Genomic DNA, 17,281 nt, shown 5'->3' on the forward strand with positions numbered 1-17,281 from the left:
CGGGCTTTTTTTAGGTCACATCGACGGCGTGACGATCACCGTCGCCGTCGTCCCCGCACTCAGCAGCACCCCATCCGGCACTTCATCGATATGCACGCGCACCGGCACGCGCTGCGCGAGCCGCACCCAGTTGAACGTCGGGTTCACGTCGGCGAGCAGCTCGCGGCTTTGCGGATTGTCGCGATCATAGATGCCGCGCGAAATGCTCTCGACGTGCCCCTTCAGCTCGCCGCCGCTCATCAGGCGAATCGATGCCTTGTCGCCGATACGCACATGCGGCAGCTTCGTTTCCTCGAAGTATCCATAGACCCAGAATGAATGACTGTCGACGATCGCGAGCTTGGCGGCGCCCGCCGTCGCGTAGTCGCCGCGAAACACGTTCAGGTTGGTGACGTAGCCGTCGACCGGCGAGAACACTTTGGTGCGTTCGAGGTTGAGCTTCGCGGCATCGAGCGCGGCCTGCGCCTGCTGCAACTGCGCTTCGGCGGTCGATGCGGTCTGCATCGCGTTTTCGCGCGCTTCCTTCGATACGACGAGGCTGTCCATGTCGGCGCGGCGCGCGGCGTCCGCACGGCGCATGCGCAATTCGGCCGCGCGCGCGGTGACGTTCGCCTGCGCCTGCTCGACCGCGATCCGGTAATGCGACGGATCGATCTCCATCAGCAGATCGCCCTTCTTCACGAACTGATTGTCACGAACCGGCAACTGCACGACCGCGCCCGACACGTCCGGCGCCACGTTGACGACATCCGCGCGCACGCGGCCATCGCGCGTCCACGGCTCGTCCATGTAATGCACCCACAGCACGCGCCCGATGACGAGCGCGACCGCGAAAATGGCGATCGTCAAAACCAGCCCGATGATTTTCCTGAGAATCATGATGCGAACTCTTTTTCAGCTTGTATGAAGGTGATGTCGATTCAGCGATACGCGATGAGCCCGAGCGTCCCGCAAATGCAGACGAGCATGCTCGCGCGAAACAGCGCCGGATGCCAGACCACGCGATAAAGGCCCGTCAGCGCGAGCGCGCGGTCGACGACCCATGTGATCATCGCGCCGGCGATGAAGAGCAGCAGGATCGTCGGCACATAGGCTTCGAGGATCGCGACGTTACGCGGGAACATGGTCCGCTCCTTCTGGCGTGTGTTTCCGAACCGGCGCACCGTGCACGAAGGGCGCGAACGGCGATTCGTGATCGAGCAGCGCGGTCCGGACAAAATGAAGATGACTGGCGATGCGCTGCAGCCGATGCTTTTCCTCGCGCGGCAGATCGAACCGCGCGAGCACATTCCGCGCATCGTCGATCGCGCGTTCGGTCGCGGCGAGCGTGGCGTCGAAGCGCTGCGCATTCGGGCGATCGAAAAGGCGCGCGATGGCGTCGAGCGTCGCGTCGATCGAGCGGCGCCACGGCATGGACGCCGCGTACTGCGGCGCGTTCGACAGCCCTGCGATCTCGCGTCGCAGATCGATCACCGCGTTGCCGAATTCGAGCACGGCGAAGAGCCATTGCAACGCATCGCGCTGCAAGTCGGGACGTCCGGTCGCGAGCGCGTTGATTTGCGCGAGCAGATCGCGCGTGCGGCTTTCGAAGTGCGTCGTGAGACGCGTGAGACGTCCATGGCGCGCGCTCACGACTTCGCGCCGCAGATCGCCGAGCAGGAGACGCCGCAGCCACGGCGCATCGGTCGGCAGCAGGACGGCGAAGGCGACCGCCGCGACGATCATCGACAGCACGAGCGCGAGGGCATCGTTCATATAGCCGGTCGGATCGTAGTGCACGAGATTGTCCGGCCCCGCGAGAAAGCAGAAGAAGATGCAATAGCCGATGCCCACGCCGGCGAGCGCGCGCCGCGTGCTCAGATAGGCGCCGAGCAAAAGCGCGGGCGCGAGCGCGGCGCACATCATCGCGAAGCCCTCGATATGCGGAAACACGCCGAACACGACGATCATCCCGGCGACGGCCGCGAGCATCGTGCCGAGCGCCATTTGCGCGGACATGAGCGTCGGACGCGGCGACGACGACGCGAGCGCGCACACGGCCGCCGCGTTGAGCACCATCGTGCCGCCGCTCGGCCACGCCGTCGCGATCCAGAACGCGGACAGGACGAACATCACGATCGCGCCGCGCAGGCCCGAAATCGCCGCGGCGAGCAGGTTCGTCTTCGGCACGTAGCGCGCGATCCAGCGCTCGCGTTCGTGCGACGGCGAGCTCAGCGACGCATACGTTTCGGCATAGGCGAGCATGTCGTCGACGAAGCGATACAGCAGTTCCGTCGCGGTATCGAACTCCAGTTGCGCGAAGTCCGGATCCGCTTCGAGCGCGGCACGCGTCGCGCGCACGCGCCGGGGCAATGCGGCCTTGTAGTCGCGCAGTTGCGCGGCGGCGTGCGCGGCATCGGCGGCATTTTTCACCGGTTCGCCCGATACCGAGAAGAGCGGCGGCACTTCGCGAAAGAACGGCTCCAGCGCGGCGATCGTCGTCGCCGATGCGTTCTCGCGCAGCCGGTTCATCAACTGATGCAGCGCGTGAAAGCGCGTCGACGCGCTCATGAACTCGCTGTTGAGACGTGCGAGCCGCCCGCCGCGCATCCGCGATTCGGGATTCTCGAACACGGCGACGCTGCGCGCGGCCTCGAAGCCGACGATATCCGACACGAACGCGAGATTGGTTCGCTCGATCTGCGCGCGTTCCATGTTGCCCGACAGCGCGCGGCACACGTAATCGACGAACTGCGCGAAGCGGCGGCGCACCGTCGTGCGAACCTGCTCGCCCGCGTGCTGCGGAAAGACGAGCGCGCTCACCGCGCCGGAACACACGATGCCGAGCGTCACTTCGCCGACGCGCGTGAGCGCCGACAGATACGCGGCCTCCGGATGCTGCGCCGCCGGAATGCCGATCAGCGCGGCCGTGTAACCGGCGAGCACGAAGCCGTACGAGCGGAAGTTGCGATTGCGCGCCGCGCCCGCCGTGCAGACGCCGACCCACAGCGCCGTCGCCGAGAGGAACAGCACCGGCTGCTGAGAGAACAGGCTGATGAAGATCATCATCACGACGAGACCGACCATCGTTCCGCAGAAACGATAGAAGCTCTTTGCGAGCACCATGCCGCTTTGCGGCTGCATCACGACGAACACGGTGGTCATCGCGGTGCGCGGCTGCGCCATGTCGAGGCGCATCGCGATCCACAGCGACAGCAGCGCCGCGAGCACCGCCTTGAAGATGTAGATCCACGCGAGGCCGTCGGTGCGCGCCCAGTCGAGCACGACCTCCTTGAGCGGCTGTCGTCCGATGAGAGAAGCGGGCGTCGACATGCTCAATCCCGTGCCTTGCTGAACGGCCCGATATGCTTCGACGGCGCGAGCGCGGTCTGCTGCGGCCCGTTCGACGGATCGTCGATGCCGCCGCCGAGCGCCGACGTCAACGTCGCGTAGGACGCGAGGCGTTGCGCGCGCACGCGCGCCTCGCCGTCCTGCGCCTTGAGCAATTGCGTCTGCGCGATCAGCACGTTCAGATAATCGGTGAGGCCGCGCTTGTAGCCTTCGTTCGCGAGATCGTAGTTCTTGCGCGCGGCGGCGACGGAGCGGCCCGACGCTTCGAGCTGCGTATCGAGCGAATGCACGCGCACGACCTGATCGGCGATGTCCTTGAGCGCGGCGACGAGCGTCGCGTTGTAATGATCGACGGCCTGATCGTATTGCGCCGATGCCGCGCCGAGCTGCGCGCGCAGGCGTCCGCCTTCGAAGATCGGCAGCGAGATCGCGGGGCCGAAGCTGTAGCCCGATGCGTCGCGCGTCAGGAACGAGAGCAGCGCGCCGCCCGCGAACGCCTGCGTCAGCGACGCCGCGAGATTGATGTTCGGATAGAACCCGGCCTTCGCGACATCGATGCCACGCGCTTGCGCGGCCACCATCCAGCGCGCCGCGACGATATCCGGCCGATGTCCGACGAGTTCCGCCGGCAGCGCGGAGGGCAGGGGGAGCGGCGTGGCGAGCGACAGGTCGGGACGCGTGAGCGCTTCGCCCGCGCCGGGGCCGTCGCCGGCGAGCGCCGCCAACTGGTTGCGCGCCAGTTGGATCTCTTCCTTGTAGACATCGACCTGACGTTCGTACTCGGGCAAGGGCGCTTCGGCCTGGCTGACTTCGAGCTGCGTGCCGAGCCCGCCTTTCAAACGTCGCCGCGCGAGATCCGCGATGCGCTCCTGCTGCGCGAGCGTCTGCTCCGCGATATCGAGCAGCGCGAACGACTGCGAAAAGCCGATATACGCGCGCACGACGTTCGTTTCTAGTTCGAGTTGCGCGGCGCGGGCATCGGCGGCGCGAACGTGTGCGACGTCCAGCGCGCGCTCGGCGTTGTTGTCGTCGCGATGCCAGAGATCGAGGTTGTACGACAGCGACAGGCCCGCGGTGCTGTCCCAGGTGGTCGTGTCGGCGTACGTGCCCGGGCCGTAGAAATCGTTGTTGGGCCAGTTCTTGCGAGCGATGCTCATCGAGCCGTCGACGTGCGGCAGCAACTCGGAGTGCGCGACGCCCGCCTGTTGCTGCGCTTCGCGCACGCGCGCCGCGGCCATCGCGAGCGTGGGGCTGCCGGCGGTCGCGCGTGCGATCCACGCGTCGAGTTGCGGGTCGCGATAGGCGCGCCACCATTGCTCGGCGGGCCATTGGGCGTCTGCGTTGGCGGCGCGAATGGCGCTGCCGGCATCGAGCGTCGCCGCGTCCGTGAGGGAATCCTGCGGCGCGATTTTGCCCGTGCTTGCGCATCCACCGATTGTTAATAGTGCTGCAAGAACGGCCGCGCCTGCAGCGCTTCTGGACAGTCGTCCCCGCACGATTCACTCCTAAAATGAATTAGATGCCAAGAAGCGATTATATTTTTGCGCAGATTGTCGAATAACCCGTAAGGATGCAAAGCATTTTTACGAGGGATGTGATAATCGTTGTTGTTACGCGTGTAACAATCCGAGTCACGAACGATTTTTAAGACGGAATTAGCGGCATGGACACGCTTCAGAACATGCGCGTATTTGTGCGGGTCGTGGAAGCGGGCAGCTTCACCGCGGCCGCGCAGCATCTGAATACGACGACGGCTTACGCATCGCGCGCCGTATCCGACCTCGAGGCGCACTTGCGCGCGCGCTTGCTGAACCGGACGACGCGGCGCATCGCGCTCACCGAAGCGGGCGAGCGCTATCTGCAACGCTGCGAGCAAATCCTCGCCTATGTCGATCAGGCGGAAGCCGAGGCCGGCGATGCGCACGCGCGTCCGTCCGGCAAGCTCAAGGTCCATTCGATGACGAGCTTCGGCCAGCACTACGTCGTGCCGATGATTTCGCGCTATCAGCAGCGGCATCCTTCGGTGCAGGTCGATCTGACGCTCGCGCAGCGCGTGCCCGATCTGCTCGACGAAGGCTACGACGTGTCGATCGTGCTCGCTTCCGATCTGCCGGATTCGGGTCTCGTGTCGGCGCGTCTCGGCTCGGTGTACAGCATCGCGTGCGCGTCGCCGGCGTACATCGAGAAGAACGGCGCGCCGCACGTGCTCTCCGATCTCGTGCGCCATACCTGCCTGCATCTGATGACGCCGGTGTTTCCGGCCGACCGCTGGGTTTTCGACGGCCCGAACGGTCAGGAGACGGTGAGTCTCGGGCCGTCCACGTTCACGGTCAACGTCGCCGAGGCGATGGTCGCCGCGATCCGCGAAAGCATGGGCATTGGCGTGCTGCCGACGTCGTCCGCGCTGCCGGGCTTGCGCGCGGGCACGCTCGTGCGCGTGCTGCCGCAATACACGATGCAGGAGTTGAACGTGTACGCGCTCTATCCGTCGCGGCAGTATCTCGATGCCAAGATCCGCACGTGGGTCGAGTTCCTGCGCGAGGCGCTGCCCGACACGCTCGCGGCCGACGCGGAATCGCTCAAGGAATTCGTCGTCGCCTGAACACGGATGAAGCTGCGTTCAGTTACGAAAAAAGCCGCGGCGCAACACTTGCTTACTCACGATTTGTCCGCAGCTTGATACTTTCTGCACTGGTTCTCACGCATCTTTGACCGGGATAAGTCACATGAGTACGCCTCTTTTGCTCGCACTCGCCGCGCTTCTCGTCCTGATCGCCGTTCCGGCGTCGCGCGATCTGTTCAACGCCATGCGCGCGCAGTCGGAGCGCGAGGCGAAGCGGCGCCTGGTGCCGATCCGTATCGACGACGATCGGCGGCGGCGCTAAACGAACTTCACACGGCCGTCACAGCGAGGCTTCGAGCGGCTCGATGAGTCGCGGCTCATCATTGGTCGCGCGATTCACATCGGCCGATACGCGGTGCCAGACGAAGTGCGACGCCGGCACGCCGTCCGACTTGACGAGCGCCGCGAGATCGTCGGGCGACGCGTCCGGATCGAGCCAGCGGCGCGCGTTTGCCGGCGCGAACACGAGCGGACGCCGGTCATGCACGTCGACGAGTCCTTCGTCCGCCGCCGCCGTCACGATGACGAAGCCCGCGCCGGGCGCGGCAGCGTCGTCGTCGCGCATGATGCTCGTCAGCGCGGCGAGGTACATCGGCTCGCCGTCCGCGCGCTGAATGAAGTAGGGCTGCTTGAAAGGCTTCGCGGCGGGGTCTCCCGGGCGTGGCTCGATACGCCATTCGAACCAGCCATCGGCCGGCACGAGAATGCGCGCCTTCTTCCATAAATGCTTGAAATACGCGCTCGTCGCCGCCGTCTCGACGCGCGCGTTGATGGTCTGCGGCAGCTTCTTCTGAATCGCCCACGGCGGGCAATAGCCCCAATGCACCGCGCGGATGGTTTCGTCGGGATAGACGGCGAGCGGATGCGTGCCGGGCGACAGGTTATAGCCGGGACGCCTGTCGGCGGCATCGACCAGCACGAACGGATTTCTCAGATGCAGACGCTGCGCGTAATGCATCGGCAGTCGGTACTGGCTGATTCGGCCGCACATGGCGTTCCTCCGCAAAGTCCGCGACGTTTCAAATTTCGACGACCTTGTCCCACGCGAAATCCGGATTCTCCCACCGTTGCTCGCGGCGGCTGAAGTAGCCGCGCGGATTGCACACGACGCGCGTGCCGTCCACTTCGTAATCGAACGACGTATGCGTGTGGCCGTGAATCCACAACGACGCGGGCGCGCGCGCGAGCGACGGCAGATGATTCACGAAGCCCGCGGACACGAGATCTTCCGCGTAACGCGGCGCGAGGCTCTGGCGCATCGGCGCGTGGTGCGTGACGACGATCGTTTGCCCTGCGAACGGCTTCGCGAGTTCGCTCTCGAGCCATGCGCGCGACTGTTCGTGCAGCGCGAGGGAATCGTCCGGTGCGAATTCGCGCGGTTCGCCGTCCGGCTCGGGCCACGCGAGTTGAATGAGGCCCTTATAGTCGAGCATCACTTTCGTGCACGCGGCCTTGGCGTTTTCGATTTGCGCATCGCCGGAGCCGAACAGCGCGAAGTCGGTCCACAGCGTCGTGCCAAGCACGCGCCACGCGCCGCGCCGATCCACCAGCGACGCGTTGTTCAGATAGTGCACGTTGTCGACGCTGCGCGCGGCGTCCTGCATTGCCGCTTCCATCGCGCCGAACTCGGCGTCGTAGTATTCGTGATTGCCGGGCACGTAGACGACGGGCACGTCGGAATCGAAATTTTCCGCGGCCCAACGCAAACCTTCGGCGTGGTTGTGAATGTCGCCAGCGAGCACGACGAGATCGGCCTGTGCATACGGAATCGCCAGCGGCTCGTCGCATTCGAGATGCAGGTCCGACAGCACGCGAATCTTCATGCGATGTTCTCCTTCGCGAGCGTCGCGTTCCAGCGCACGACCTTGCCGGGATTCATCAGGTTGTACGGATCGAGCGCGGCCTTGATCGTCTGCATGAGACGGACTTCGACCGGCGACTTGTAGTGCATCGCTTCATCCACCTTCAACTGGCCGATGCCGTGCTCCGCGCTGATGCTGCCGCGGTGCCGGTGCACCTGGTCATACACGAGCGCGTTGATCGGCGTCTGGAATTCGCCGAGGAAGCGCTTTGGGTCGACGCCTTCGGGCGCCTGCACGTTGTAGTGCAGGTTGCCGTCGCCGAGATGGCCGAACGTCACCATGCGCACGCCGGGCACTGTCTTCGCGATGATCGCATCGGTTTCCTCGATGAACCGCCCGATGCTCGAAATGGGCACGGCGATGTCATGTTTGATGTTCAGACCTTCCTCGGCCTGCGCGAGCGGAATATGCTCGCGCAGATCCCAGAAAGCCTGCGACTGCGCGAGGTTTTCCGCGACGACGGCATCTTCCACGATGCCCTTCTCGAGCGCTTCTTCCATCAGCCGTTCGAAGAGGGCGCGGGCGTGCTCGTCGCTCTCGCTGTCGGAAAGTTCGAGCAGCACGGTTTGCGCGTGCGGTTCGCCGAACGGATAGCGCAGTTGCGGGAAATGCTTGCCGACGAGCCGCATCGAGAAATCGGACATCAGCTCGAAGCCGGTCAGAAGCGCGCCCGCGTGATGCTGCGCCAGCGAGAGAAAGTCGAGCGCGGCATGCGGCGAAGCGAGCCCGGCCAGCGCCGTGACCTTCGCGACCGGCGCGGGATGCAGCTTCATGACCGCCGCCGTGATGATGCCTAGCGTGCCTTCCGCCCCGATGAAGAGATCGCGCAGATCGTAGCCGGTGTTGTCCTTGCGCAGCCCGCGAAGGCCGTCCCAGATTTCGCCCTGCGGCGTCACGACTTCGAGGCCGAGACACAGCTCGCGCGTGTTGCCATAGCGCAGCACGCCGGTGCCGCCCGCGTTCGTCGAGAGATTGCCGCCGATGGTGCAGCTGCCTTCGGCGGCGAGACTCAACGGGAACAGCCGTTGCGCTTCTTCGGCGCGCGCCTGGATTTCGGCGAGCACGACGCCCGCTTCGACGGTGATCGTGTTGTTATGCGGATCGACGCCGCGCACGCGATTGAGCCGCTTCAGGCTGATGACGGCTTGCGCCCCGCTCGAATCTGGCGTTGCGCCGCCTGCGAGACCGGTGTTGCCGCCCTGCGGCACGATCGCGACGCGATGCTCGCGAGCGATCCGGACCACGGCCGCGACCTGCGCGGTATCGGCGGGCAGCAGCACGGCGCACGCAGTGCCGCGATAGCGCTTGCGCCAGTCGACGAGGTACGGCTCGGTATCGTAGGCGTCGGTCAGGACATGCGATGCACCGAGAGCGTCGGCGCACGCGGCGATGAAAGCTTGAGTGGCGGTCATGGGCAGATGGGCAAAGGATCCGGTAGAGCGTAGTGCACAGTATCGCGCAGGCGAGCGGCGCGCGACCCTCGTCCGAATGGCATAGGCACGCGCGCACGGTGAGGTTTCATGCTACAAAGCATCACGTCCGGGCAGAACGCGGGCGAAAAAAGCGAACGTTTCAGCTTTTTTCCGCACGAGCGTTCAACCGGGCCGCGCGTTTGAAGGGCGCGACGTACGCGAGCGCGCAGACGAAGAACGCGAGGGCGAGCGCTGCTTCCAGCCAGGCGAGCGACGCGGGGAGGCGCGCATCGGTCATGCCGCGCACGATGCCTTCGGCGAAATACAGCAGCACGAGCATCGACGCCCATTGCAGCGTGTAGAGATTTTTGCGCGCGACGCCCGGCAGCGCGCACGCGAGCGGCAGCGCCTTCAGCGCGAGCGCCCATGCGCCCGGACGCAGCGGCGCGAGCCAGAGCTCCCAGACGAGCGCGAGCACGACGAGCGCCACGAGGCTCGCAAGCGCGCCCGATGCGAGCGCGCCGTTGGGACGTGCTGTGGAGGTCGGCGTCGTCATGCGGAGCGGGCGCCGCGCACGAGATTCAGCGCGGTGCGTGCGAGCCGCGCGCCGAGCGCGATTGCGAGCGCCTTCTCGTCGGCGGAAATGCCGTGCCGCTGATTTTCGTCGCCGCCCGCGCGGGCGTGATGAGACGCGCCGTAGGGCGTGCCGCCGCTTTGCGTCGTGGTGAGCCGCGATTCGGTGTACGGGATGCCGACGATCATCATGCCGTGGTGCAGCAGCGGCAGCATCATCGAAAGAAGCGTGCTTTCCTGGCCGCCGTGCAGGCTGCCGGTGGACGTGAACACGCTGGCAGGCTTGCCCGAAAGCGCGCCGGACAGCCATTGCGGCGTGGTGCCGTCGAGGAAGTACTTGAGCGGCGCGGCCATGTTGCCGAAGCGCGTAGGCGAGCCGAGCGCGAGGCCGGCGCATTCTTCGAGATCGCGCAATTCGGCGTAGGGCGGTCCGTCGGCGGGAATGTCGGGCTGGGTCGCTTCGCAGACCGTGGAAACCGGCGGCACGGTTCGCACACGCGACTGCATGCCGGCCACGCTATCGACGCCCTGGGCGATTGCGAGTGCGAGCTCGCGCGTCGCGCCGTGGCGGCTGTAGTAAAGCACGAGGATGTCGTTCATAAGGCTTTTTTAGTGAACGGCTATTATAGGTATTGGGTGATTTTCGTGGCGAGAAGCGGCTTTGCACGCGGGACGCCATGACGGGAGAACGCGTTTGCAGCACGTTTTTATCGATCTCGCGGCGGTCAGGCGTCTCGCCAGTTTTGTCGCGCGGCGCATCGGCGAAGACCGCGTCGCGCAAGTGGCGGGCAGCCTCACGTTCACGAGCGTGTTGTCGCTCGTGCCACTCGCCACGGTCGCGTTCGCGCTCTTCACCGCGTTCCCGATCTTTGGCTCCTTCCAGGCGTCGCTTCAGGACTTCCTCGCGGTGCACCTGATGCCGCCGCAGATCAACGATCAGATCTTCAAGTATCTGAACCAGTTCGCGTCGAAGGCGAAGGGGCTGACGACCGTCGGCATGATCATCCTGTTCGTGACCTCCGTCATGACGATGATGACGGTCGAGTCCGCGTTCAACGTGATCTGGCGCGTGAAGAAGGCGCGCCCGATCGCGCAGCGCGTGCTCGTCTACTGGTCGATCATCACGCTCGGGCCGATTCTCTTCGGCTGCAGCCTGTCGATCTCCTCGTACGTGTTCGCGCATTCGGTCGCGTTCGCGGGCTCGCACAACCTGATGCCGCCGATTGTCGAATGGGCGCTCACAGGCGTCTCGCTGCCGCTCACGGCGCTCGCCTTCACGTTCATCTACGTCTATATGCCGAACTGCAAGGTCGAATGGCGCGATGCGATCGTCGGCGGGCTGATCGCGGCCGTCGCGTTCGAACTCGGCAAGCGCGGCTTCGGCTATTACGTACGGCGCATTCCGACCTACACCGCCGTCTACGGCGCGTTCGCGGCGCTGCCGGTCTTTCTGCTGTGGGTGTATCTGTGCTGGATGTTCGCGCTCATCGGCGCGATGGTCACATCCGCGCTGCCTGCGATTCGCACGGGGCAATATCATCGGCGCGATTTTCCGGGCAGCGATCTGCTCGATGCACTCGAGATCCTCGCGCGGCTCGTCGAGGCGCGGGACGAGGGCAAGCCCGGCTACACGTCCTTGCAGCTTTCGACCCTGGCGCGCTGCGATCTCGATACGTCGACGAGGCTGATCGCGCGGCTCGACGCGCTCGGCTGGATCGGCAGGCTGGAGGATTCGCGCATGCCGCGTTATGTGCTGATCGCCAATCCGAATCAGATCACGGTGACGATGCTCTTCGAGCAGTTCGTGATCGATCGCGCGGAACTCGAATATCAACTGAAGCTGGATGCGGCGCAGGTCGACTGCGGCGCGCTGATGAACGCGCTGGATAACGAGAAGCTGGAAATCACGCTCGGCTCGCTGATCGCGGCACGCGCGTCTGCGCTGACGAGCGCGCGTCTGCGCGAGGTGCCGCGCTCGTCGATGCCGGAGCAGCCGGCCTGAGCCTTCGTTCGACGCATATCAAAGCGAGATTCTGCCGACGCAGATGTCCTTGAACATCACCCAGTCGCCCATCAGGCTGTAGATCGGGTGGCGAAACGTCGCGGGGCGGTTCTTCTCGAAAAAGAAATGGCCGATCCACGCGAAGCCGTAACCGCAGACGACGGCCGCGGGCAGCCAGAGCCAGTCGCCGGTTGCGATCGCCATCGCGAGGCAGCCGATCACGCCCAGCGATCCGATGAAGTGCAGCCTGCGCGACACCAGGTTGCGATGCTCTTCGAGGTAATAGGGATAAAACTCGGCGAAATTCGCGAAATGTTCACCATGTGCGGTGTGCGCCATGACGGCCTCCCTGATGATGCGTGCCGGTGTCTGAAGATTAGCCAGCAAGAATCATTCTGCGACTGCCAGTCGCGCCATGCAAGCAGCCACGGCGGGCTTGCGCGGCCCGCCGCACGCGCGTTTTCAGGCCGACGGCGCTTTCGCGCTGGCGCACGCGAGCGCGAAAGCGAACAGCGCATCGAGCGTCGCGTCGGGCTGCTCGGTCATGATCGCGTGGCCCGCATCGAGTTCCACGGTCTTCAAGGACGCGCCGGCTTTCCTGAAGGCATCGACGAGCGGACGGGCAGCGCGCGGCGGCGTCATCAGGTCGCGCTTGCCGCTCACGATGCACACCGGGCAACGCACGGCGGCCGCGCGTTCGAGCGCGTCGGCGTAGGTGTTGCAGGCGCTGAAATCGGTGTGAAAAAGCAGCGCTTCGCCGCGCAGGCTCACGCGTTCCATGAGCCGCTGATTCACGCCTTGCAGCCAGAAGCCCGGCGCGGGACTCGACGGCTTCGCGGCGATCGTCGAATGCGACCATTGGTTGACCATCGCGATGGCTTCGGGCTCGTGCTCGCGTGCGGCGTCGAGCAGCGTATCGGAGACGGCCATCGGCGCGGCCGTCGCGAGCAGGGCGAGACCCGCCGCGCGGTCGGGATAGCGGCCAGCGGCATCGAGTGCGATCAGCGAGCCCATGCTGTGGCCGACGAAGAGCGCTTGCTGCACGCCGGCCGCGTCGAGCACGGCGATGACCCAGTCGGCGAACTCGCCGATGGTCGAAAGCGCGGGACCGACGCTTCTTCCGTGACTCGGCAGATCGAGCGCCAGCACGCCGAAACCGTGATGCGCGAAATAGCGCGTCTGCAAGGCCCAGACGCTGTGTTCGTGTTCCGCGCCGTGAATGAACACGACGGCGGGGCGCGTCGCGTCGAAAGGCTTGCCGCCGGTGTAGGCATAGGCCGCGCGGCCGTGGACGTCGAGGATCATGCGCGGCTCCCGAGCGGCGCGGCGGCGCTCGCGTCCGGAGCGCTTTCTGCCGCTTTCTGCGCGGCTTTCAGCGCGCGCTTGAGATCGTCGATGAGATCGTCGGGATCTTCCAGTCCGATCGACAGACGGATGCGCCCCGGCCCGATGCCCGCAGCTTCGAGCGCGGCGGCATCCATGCGGAAGTGCGTCGTCGATGCGGGATGAATCACGAGCGAGCGCGCATCGCCGACGTTCGCGAGATGTGAAAACAGCGTGAGCGTTTCGATGAACTTGCGCGCCGCCGGCACGCCGCCCTTCAGATCGAAGCTGAAGACCGCGCCGGCGCCGCGCGGCAAGAGACGTCCGGCGAGCGCGTGATCGCGATGCGTCGGCAGTTCGGGATAGGCCACGCCTTCCACTGCCGGCGAACTCAGCAGGAACTCGATCACCTTGCGCGTGTTCGCGACATGCCGATCCATGCGTAGCGGCAAGGTTTCGATGCCTTGCAGCAGTTGCCACGCCGCCTGCGGATGCAGACACGCGCCGAAATCGCGCAAGCCTTCGCGCCGCGCGCGCAACAGGAACGGCGCGACGGTGCTCTCTTCGGCGAACACCATGCCGTGAAAGCCGTCGTAAGGCTCGGTGAACTCGGGGAAGCGTCCGCTCGCGGTGAAATCGAACGTGCCGCCGTCGACGAGCACGCCGCCGATCGTCGTCCCATGTCCGCCGAGAAACTTGGTCGCGGAGTGATAGACGAGATCCGCGCCGTGCTCGAACGGACGCAGCAGATACGGCGTCGTGAACGTGGAATCGACGAGCAGCGGCACGGCGTGCTCGTGCGCAATTTCCGCGACGCCTGCAATGTCGAGCACGTCGAGCCCCGGATTGCCGAGCGTTTCGCCGAAGAAAAGCCGCGTGTTCGGCCGTGCCGCCGCGCGCCATGCATCGAGATCGTGCGGCTTCACGAATGTCGTCTCGATGCCGAAGCGCCGCAGCGTGTAATGCAGCAGATTGTGCGAGCCGCCGTAGAGCGCGCTGGACGCGACGATGTGCGAGCCCGCGCCCATCAGCGTCGCGATCGCGAGATGCAGCGCGGCCTGGCCGCTCGCCGTGCCGATGGCGCCGACGCCGCCTTCGAGCGCCGCGACGCGCTCCTCGAACACCGCGACGGTCGGATTCGAGATGCGCGAGTACACGTGCCCCGAGCGCTCCATATTGAAGAGCGCGGCGGCGTGATCGCTGTCGCGAAAGGTGAACGACGTCGTCTGATAAATCGGCGTCGCGCGCGCGCCGGTGACGGGATCGGGCGCGGCGCCCGCGTGCAGCGCGAGCGTGTCGAAACGGTTGGCTGGCATCATAGGCGGCCGGCGCGCGAGACGGCCGGCGTGCGGCGAAAATGAGGGTCAATCATCCTAACATCGGATGCGCGCGCCCAAACCTAGGGCGAACGCGCGGCCTTCGATCGCGCAAAGCCTTGTCCGTTCGGCCAATGCGGGCGAACCGTCGTCCCGTTCGCTTTCCTTTTGCGGGCCTTTCCGATAGCATCGGCCTATGGTTTCATCATCGTTCGGCCAATCGAACAGGCATTTCGCTAGGAGACAGTCATGCGAGTCAGCGACATTCTGAAAGTTAAGGGCAACACGCTGTTCACCGTGACACCGGACACGCCGCTCTCCGACGCAATCGACACGATGGCCGCGCACGATATCGGCTCGCTCGTCGTCATGGAGTACGGCGATCTGGTCGGCATGCTGACTTTCCGCGAAATCATCCTGACGTTGCACAACAATGGCGGCTCGGTCGGCGCGACGACCATCCGCAAGGTCATGGACGACCATCCGCTCACCTGCACGCCCGAAACGGACGTAAACGAAGTGCGCCGCATGATGCTCGAACATCACGTGCGCTATCTGCCGGTCATGGAAAAGCGTCAGTTGATGGGCGTCATCTCGTTTTATGACGTCGCCAAGGCGGTCGTCGAAGAGCAGGGCTTCGAAAATCGCATGCTGAAGGCGTATATCCGCGACTGGCCGGAGCAGCAGGAAGAAGCACGCTGAGCATGTCGATGTCGCGAGGCGTCGCGCTTCGCGTGCATCGGACCCACCGAAGCGCGCCCTCATGGCGCGCTTTTTTACGTCTGGCCCAAGTGGGAGGGTTAGCATTTCGCCCGGTTTCCCTTCCATTCGGATTCGACCGCGGACATTGCGCGATCAACGCCGAACTCAACTATTGCGCAAGACATGAGTGACAAACCGCTGCGCGCCTCGCCGCGCGCTTCCCGACGTTCCCAAGCCGAAGGCGACGGCCAGTTTCGCCTGTTGCGCGAGCGCCGTTTCGCGCCGTTCTTCTGGACGCAGTTCCTCGGCGCAATGAACGACAACGTCTTCAAGGTCGGCTTCACGTCGCTCGTGACGTTTCAGGCCGCGCGCTTCTCCGGCGTCGATCCGAAGACCGCCGCGTTTCTCATTTCCGCGATTTTCATCGTGCCGTTCTTGCTGTTCTCCGCGACGTCCGGCCAGATCGCCGACAAGTACGACAAGGCCGTGCTCGCGCGGCTCGTGAAGAGCTTCGAGATCGTCGTGATGCTGATCGGCGGCGCGGGTTTTCTGCTGCACAGCGCGCCGCTGCTTTACGCGTGCACGTTTTTGATGGGCGTGCATTCGACCGTCTTCGGCCCCGTGAAATACGCGTATCTGCCGCAGCATCTCGATTCGCATGAACTCGTCGGCGGCAACGGACTCGTCGAGATGGGCACCTTCGTCGCGATCCTGATCGGCACGATCATCGGCGGGGCGGCGGCGGGCGCGTCGGAACACGGCGCGATGCTCCTCGCGATCGCGTGCATCGCGTTCGCGATCGTCGGGCGCGTAGCGTCGGCGTTCGTGCCGAAGTCGGACGCATCGCAGCCGGACTTGCGCATCAACTGGAATCCGGTCTCGGAGACATGGCGCAATCTGAAGCTCGCGAAGCAGGACCGCACGGTGTTTCTGAGCCTGCTCGGCATTTCGTGGCTGTGGTTCGTCGGCGCAACCTTTCTCACATCGTTCTTCAATTTCGCGAAGGACGTGCTTTCCGCCGATCCCGACGTCGTGACCATCCTTCTCGCGACGTTTTCCATCGGCATCGGCACGGGATCGCTACTGTGCGAGCGGCTTTCGAAGCGGCGCGTCGAGATCGGGCTCGTGCCGCTCGGCTCGATCGGCATCAGCGTGTTCGCGATCGATTTGTTCTTCGCGAGCCATCGCATCGCGCCGGCCGGGCATCTGCTCAACGTCGGCGAATTCCTGATGACGCTGCCGCACTGGCGCATTCTCGCGGACCTCTTTCTGCTCGCCATGTTCGGCGGCTTCTACAGCGTGCCGCTCTACGCGCTGATCCAGGCGCGCAGTCAGCCGACTCATCGCGCGCGCATCATCGCGGCGAACAACATCCTCAATTCGTTTTTCATGATCGTGTCGGCGCTGATGGCGCTCGCGCTTACGTCGTTGGGCGTCGGCATTCCGGGACTCTTTCTGACGACCGCGCTGCTCAATGTCGTCGTCGCGGTCTATATCTATTCGCTGGTGCCGGAGTTCTTGCTGCGCTTCATCGCGTGGATTCTGGTGCACACGTTCTATCGGATCCGTCTCGTCGACGCCGAGCGCATCCCGGCGCATGGCGCGGCCGTGCTCGTGTGCAATCACGTGAGCTTCGTCGATGCGGTCGTCATCATGGCCGAAAGTCCGCGGCCGATTCGCTTCGTGATGGATCACCGCATCTTTCGCACGCCGTTCGTCGGCTGGATGTTCCGGCATGTGAAGGCGATTCCGATCGCGCCCGCACACGAAGACGCCGACATGCTCGAACGCGCGTACGCCGCCTGCACGCGGGCTTTGGATGACGGCGATCTCGTCTGCATCTTTCCCGAAGGCAAGCTGACGCGCACGGGGGATATCAATCCCTTCCGGCACGGCATCTCGGAGATTCTGCGGCGCCATCCGGCGCCCGTCGTGCCGATGGCGCTGCGCGGTCTGTGGGGCAGCGTGTTCTCGCGCCACGAAGATGCGCAATGGCCGCGTCCGATCCAGCGTGGGGCGATGACGCGGCTGACGCTCGCGGTCGGCGAACCGATCGCGCCAGAGGACGCGACGCCCGCGCATCTGCAGGAAGCCGTGTCGGTCTTGCGCGGCGCGCGGCGGTAGACGGCGCTGGCATA

At 65.1% G+C, this 17,281-nt stretch carries 17 protein-coding genes; 5 read left to right on the forward strand and 12 right to left on the reverse strand.

All coding sequences use genetic code 11. The features are described 5' to 3' along the window. Nucleotides 1-15: 15 nt before the first annotated feature. From NCS00_RS05720 to NCS00_RS05735, 4 genes are read right to left on the reverse strand one after another with little or no spacing between them, the layout of a single operon-like run. Complete coding sequence (locus NCS00_RS05720) at nucleotides 16-879, reverse strand: efflux RND transporter periplasmic adaptor subunit (protein WP_008350358.1); 864 nt, start codon at nucleotides 877-879, stop codon at nucleotides 16-18. A gap of 41 nt (nucleotides 880-920) precedes the next feature. Beyond that, on the reverse strand, nucleotides 921-1,124 hold the full coding sequence (locus NCS00_RS05725) for a DUF1656 domain-containing protein (protein ID WP_250434500.1): 204 nt from the start codon (nucleotides 1,122-1,124) through the stop codon (nucleotides 921-923). After that, on the reverse strand, nucleotides 1,111-3,312 hold the full coding sequence (locus tag NCS00_RS05730; protein ID WP_250439567.1) for an FUSC family protein: 2,202 nt from the start codon (nucleotides 3,310-3,312) through the stop codon (nucleotides 1,111-1,113). Before NCS00_RS05730 ends, NCS00_RS05725 begins: the two co-directional genes overlap by 14 nt. 2 nt (nucleotides 3,313-3,314) lie before the next feature. Further along, on the reverse strand, nucleotides 3,315-4,826 hold the full coding sequence (locus tag NCS00_RS05735) for an efflux transporter outer membrane subunit (protein ID WP_250439569.1): 1,512 nt from the start codon (nucleotides 4,824-4,826) through the stop codon (nucleotides 3,315-3,317). A 167-nt stretch (nucleotides 4,827-4,993) separates the two neighbouring features. Between NCS00_RS05735 and NCS00_RS05740 the strand changes: the two genes are divergently transcribed. Then, nucleotides 4,994-5,932 (forward strand): LysR family transcriptional regulator, encoded by a 939-nt coding sequence (locus NCS00_RS05740; RefSeq protein WP_008350353.1) that lies wholly within the window; start codon nucleotides 4,994-4,996, stop codon nucleotides 5,930-5,932. A 124-nt stretch (nucleotides 5,933-6,056) separates the two neighbouring features. Then, nucleotides 6,057-6,215, forward strand: a complete 159-nt coding sequence (locus NCS00_RS05745) for a hypothetical protein (protein ID WP_175979947.1) — start codon at nucleotides 6,057-6,059, stop codon at nucleotides 6,213-6,215. 18 nt (nucleotides 6,216-6,233) lie between these two features. Here the strand turns inward: NCS00_RS05745 and NCS00_RS05750 are convergent, their stop codons facing one another. From NCS00_RS05750 to wrbA, 5 genes are all read right to left on the reverse strand, one after another. Further along, a complete protein-coding gene (locus NCS00_RS05750) occupies nucleotides 6,234-6,944 on the reverse strand; it encodes an SOS response-associated peptidase (RefSeq protein ID WP_008350351.1) in 711 nt (236 codons plus the stop codon). A gap of 28 nt (nucleotides 6,945-6,972) precedes the next feature. After that, nucleotides 6,973-7,776 (reverse strand): metallophosphoesterase, encoded by an 804-nt coding sequence (locus NCS00_RS05755; RefSeq protein ID WP_244807930.1) that lies wholly within the window; start codon nucleotides 7,774-7,776, stop codon nucleotides 6,973-6,975. Beyond that, on the reverse strand, nucleotides 7,773-9,227 hold the full coding sequence (locus tag NCS00_RS05760) for an FAD-binding oxidoreductase (protein WP_250439571.1): 1,455 nt from the start codon (nucleotides 9,225-9,227) through the stop codon (nucleotides 7,773-7,775). Before NCS00_RS05760 ends, NCS00_RS05755 begins: the two co-directional genes overlap by 4 nt. 160 nt (nucleotides 9,228-9,387) lie before the next feature. After that, nucleotides 9,388-9,783: a DUF2069 domain-containing protein gene (locus NCS00_RS05765; RefSeq protein ID WP_034472069.1), complete on the reverse strand. Its 396-nt coding sequence runs from the start codon at nucleotides 9,781-9,783 to the stop codon at nucleotides 9,388-9,390. After that, nucleotides 9,780-10,400, reverse strand: coding sequence for an NAD(P)H:quinone oxidoreductase (wrbA, locus tag NCS00_RS05770; protein ID WP_250439574.1), 621 nt, complete (start codon nucleotides 10,398-10,400; stop codon nucleotides 9,780-9,782). The genes NCS00_RS05765 and wrbA overlap by 4 nt, the downstream gene beginning before the upstream one ends. 94 nt (nucleotides 10,401-10,494) lie before the next feature. Between wrbA and NCS00_RS05775 the strand changes: the two genes are divergently transcribed. Then, a complete protein-coding gene (locus NCS00_RS05775; RefSeq protein ID WP_175979951.1) occupies nucleotides 10,495-11,802 on the forward strand; it encodes a YihY family inner membrane protein in 1,308 nt (435 codons plus the stop codon). Nucleotides 11,803-11,820: 18 nt separating this feature from the next. Here the strand turns inward: NCS00_RS05775 and NCS00_RS05780 are convergent, their stop codons facing one another. From NCS00_RS05780 to NCS00_RS05790, 3 genes are all read right to left on the reverse strand, one after another. Beyond that, nucleotides 11,821-12,141 carry an Mpo1-like protein gene (locus tag NCS00_RS05780; protein WP_008350338.1) on the reverse strand — a complete coding sequence of 107 codons (321 nt, stop codon included), beginning with the start codon at nucleotides 12,139-12,141 and terminating at the stop codon, nucleotides 11,821-11,823. 123 nt (nucleotides 12,142-12,264) lie between these two features. Further along, entirely contained in the window at nucleotides 12,265-13,107 is an 843-nt protein-coding gene (locus NCS00_RS05785) for an alpha/beta fold hydrolase (RefSeq protein ID WP_250439576.1), read from the reverse strand. Continuing rightward, nucleotides 13,104-14,441 carry an O-acetylhomoserine aminocarboxypropyltransferase gene (locus NCS00_RS05790; RefSeq protein ID WP_033537221.1) on the reverse strand — a complete coding sequence of 446 codons (1,338 nt, stop codon included), beginning with the start codon at nucleotides 14,439-14,441 and terminating at the stop codon, nucleotides 13,104-13,106. The genes NCS00_RS05785 and NCS00_RS05790 overlap by 4 nt, the downstream gene beginning before the upstream one ends. 249 nt (nucleotides 14,442-14,690) lie before the next feature. Here NCS00_RS05790 and NCS00_RS05795 point away from each other — a divergent pair, with 249 nt between their 5' ends. Further along, nucleotides 14,691-15,143 (forward strand): CBS domain-containing protein, encoded by a 453-nt coding sequence (locus NCS00_RS05795; protein WP_008350333.1) that lies wholly within the window; start codon nucleotides 14,691-14,693, stop codon nucleotides 15,141-15,143. Nucleotides 15,144-15,326: 183 nt separating this feature from the next. Further along, nucleotides 15,327-17,267: an MFS transporter gene (locus NCS00_RS05800; protein ID WP_250439579.1), complete on the forward strand. Its 1,941-nt coding sequence runs from the start codon at nucleotides 15,327-15,329 to the stop codon at nucleotides 17,265-17,267. The last annotated feature ends 14 nt before the right edge of the window (nucleotides 17,268-17,281 follow it).

This window comes from Caballeronia sp. AZ1_KS37 (genome assembly GCF_023631165.1).
Lineage (GTDB): Bacteria > Pseudomonadota > Gammaproteobacteria > Burkholderiales > Burkholderiaceae > Caballeronia > Caballeronia zhejiangensis.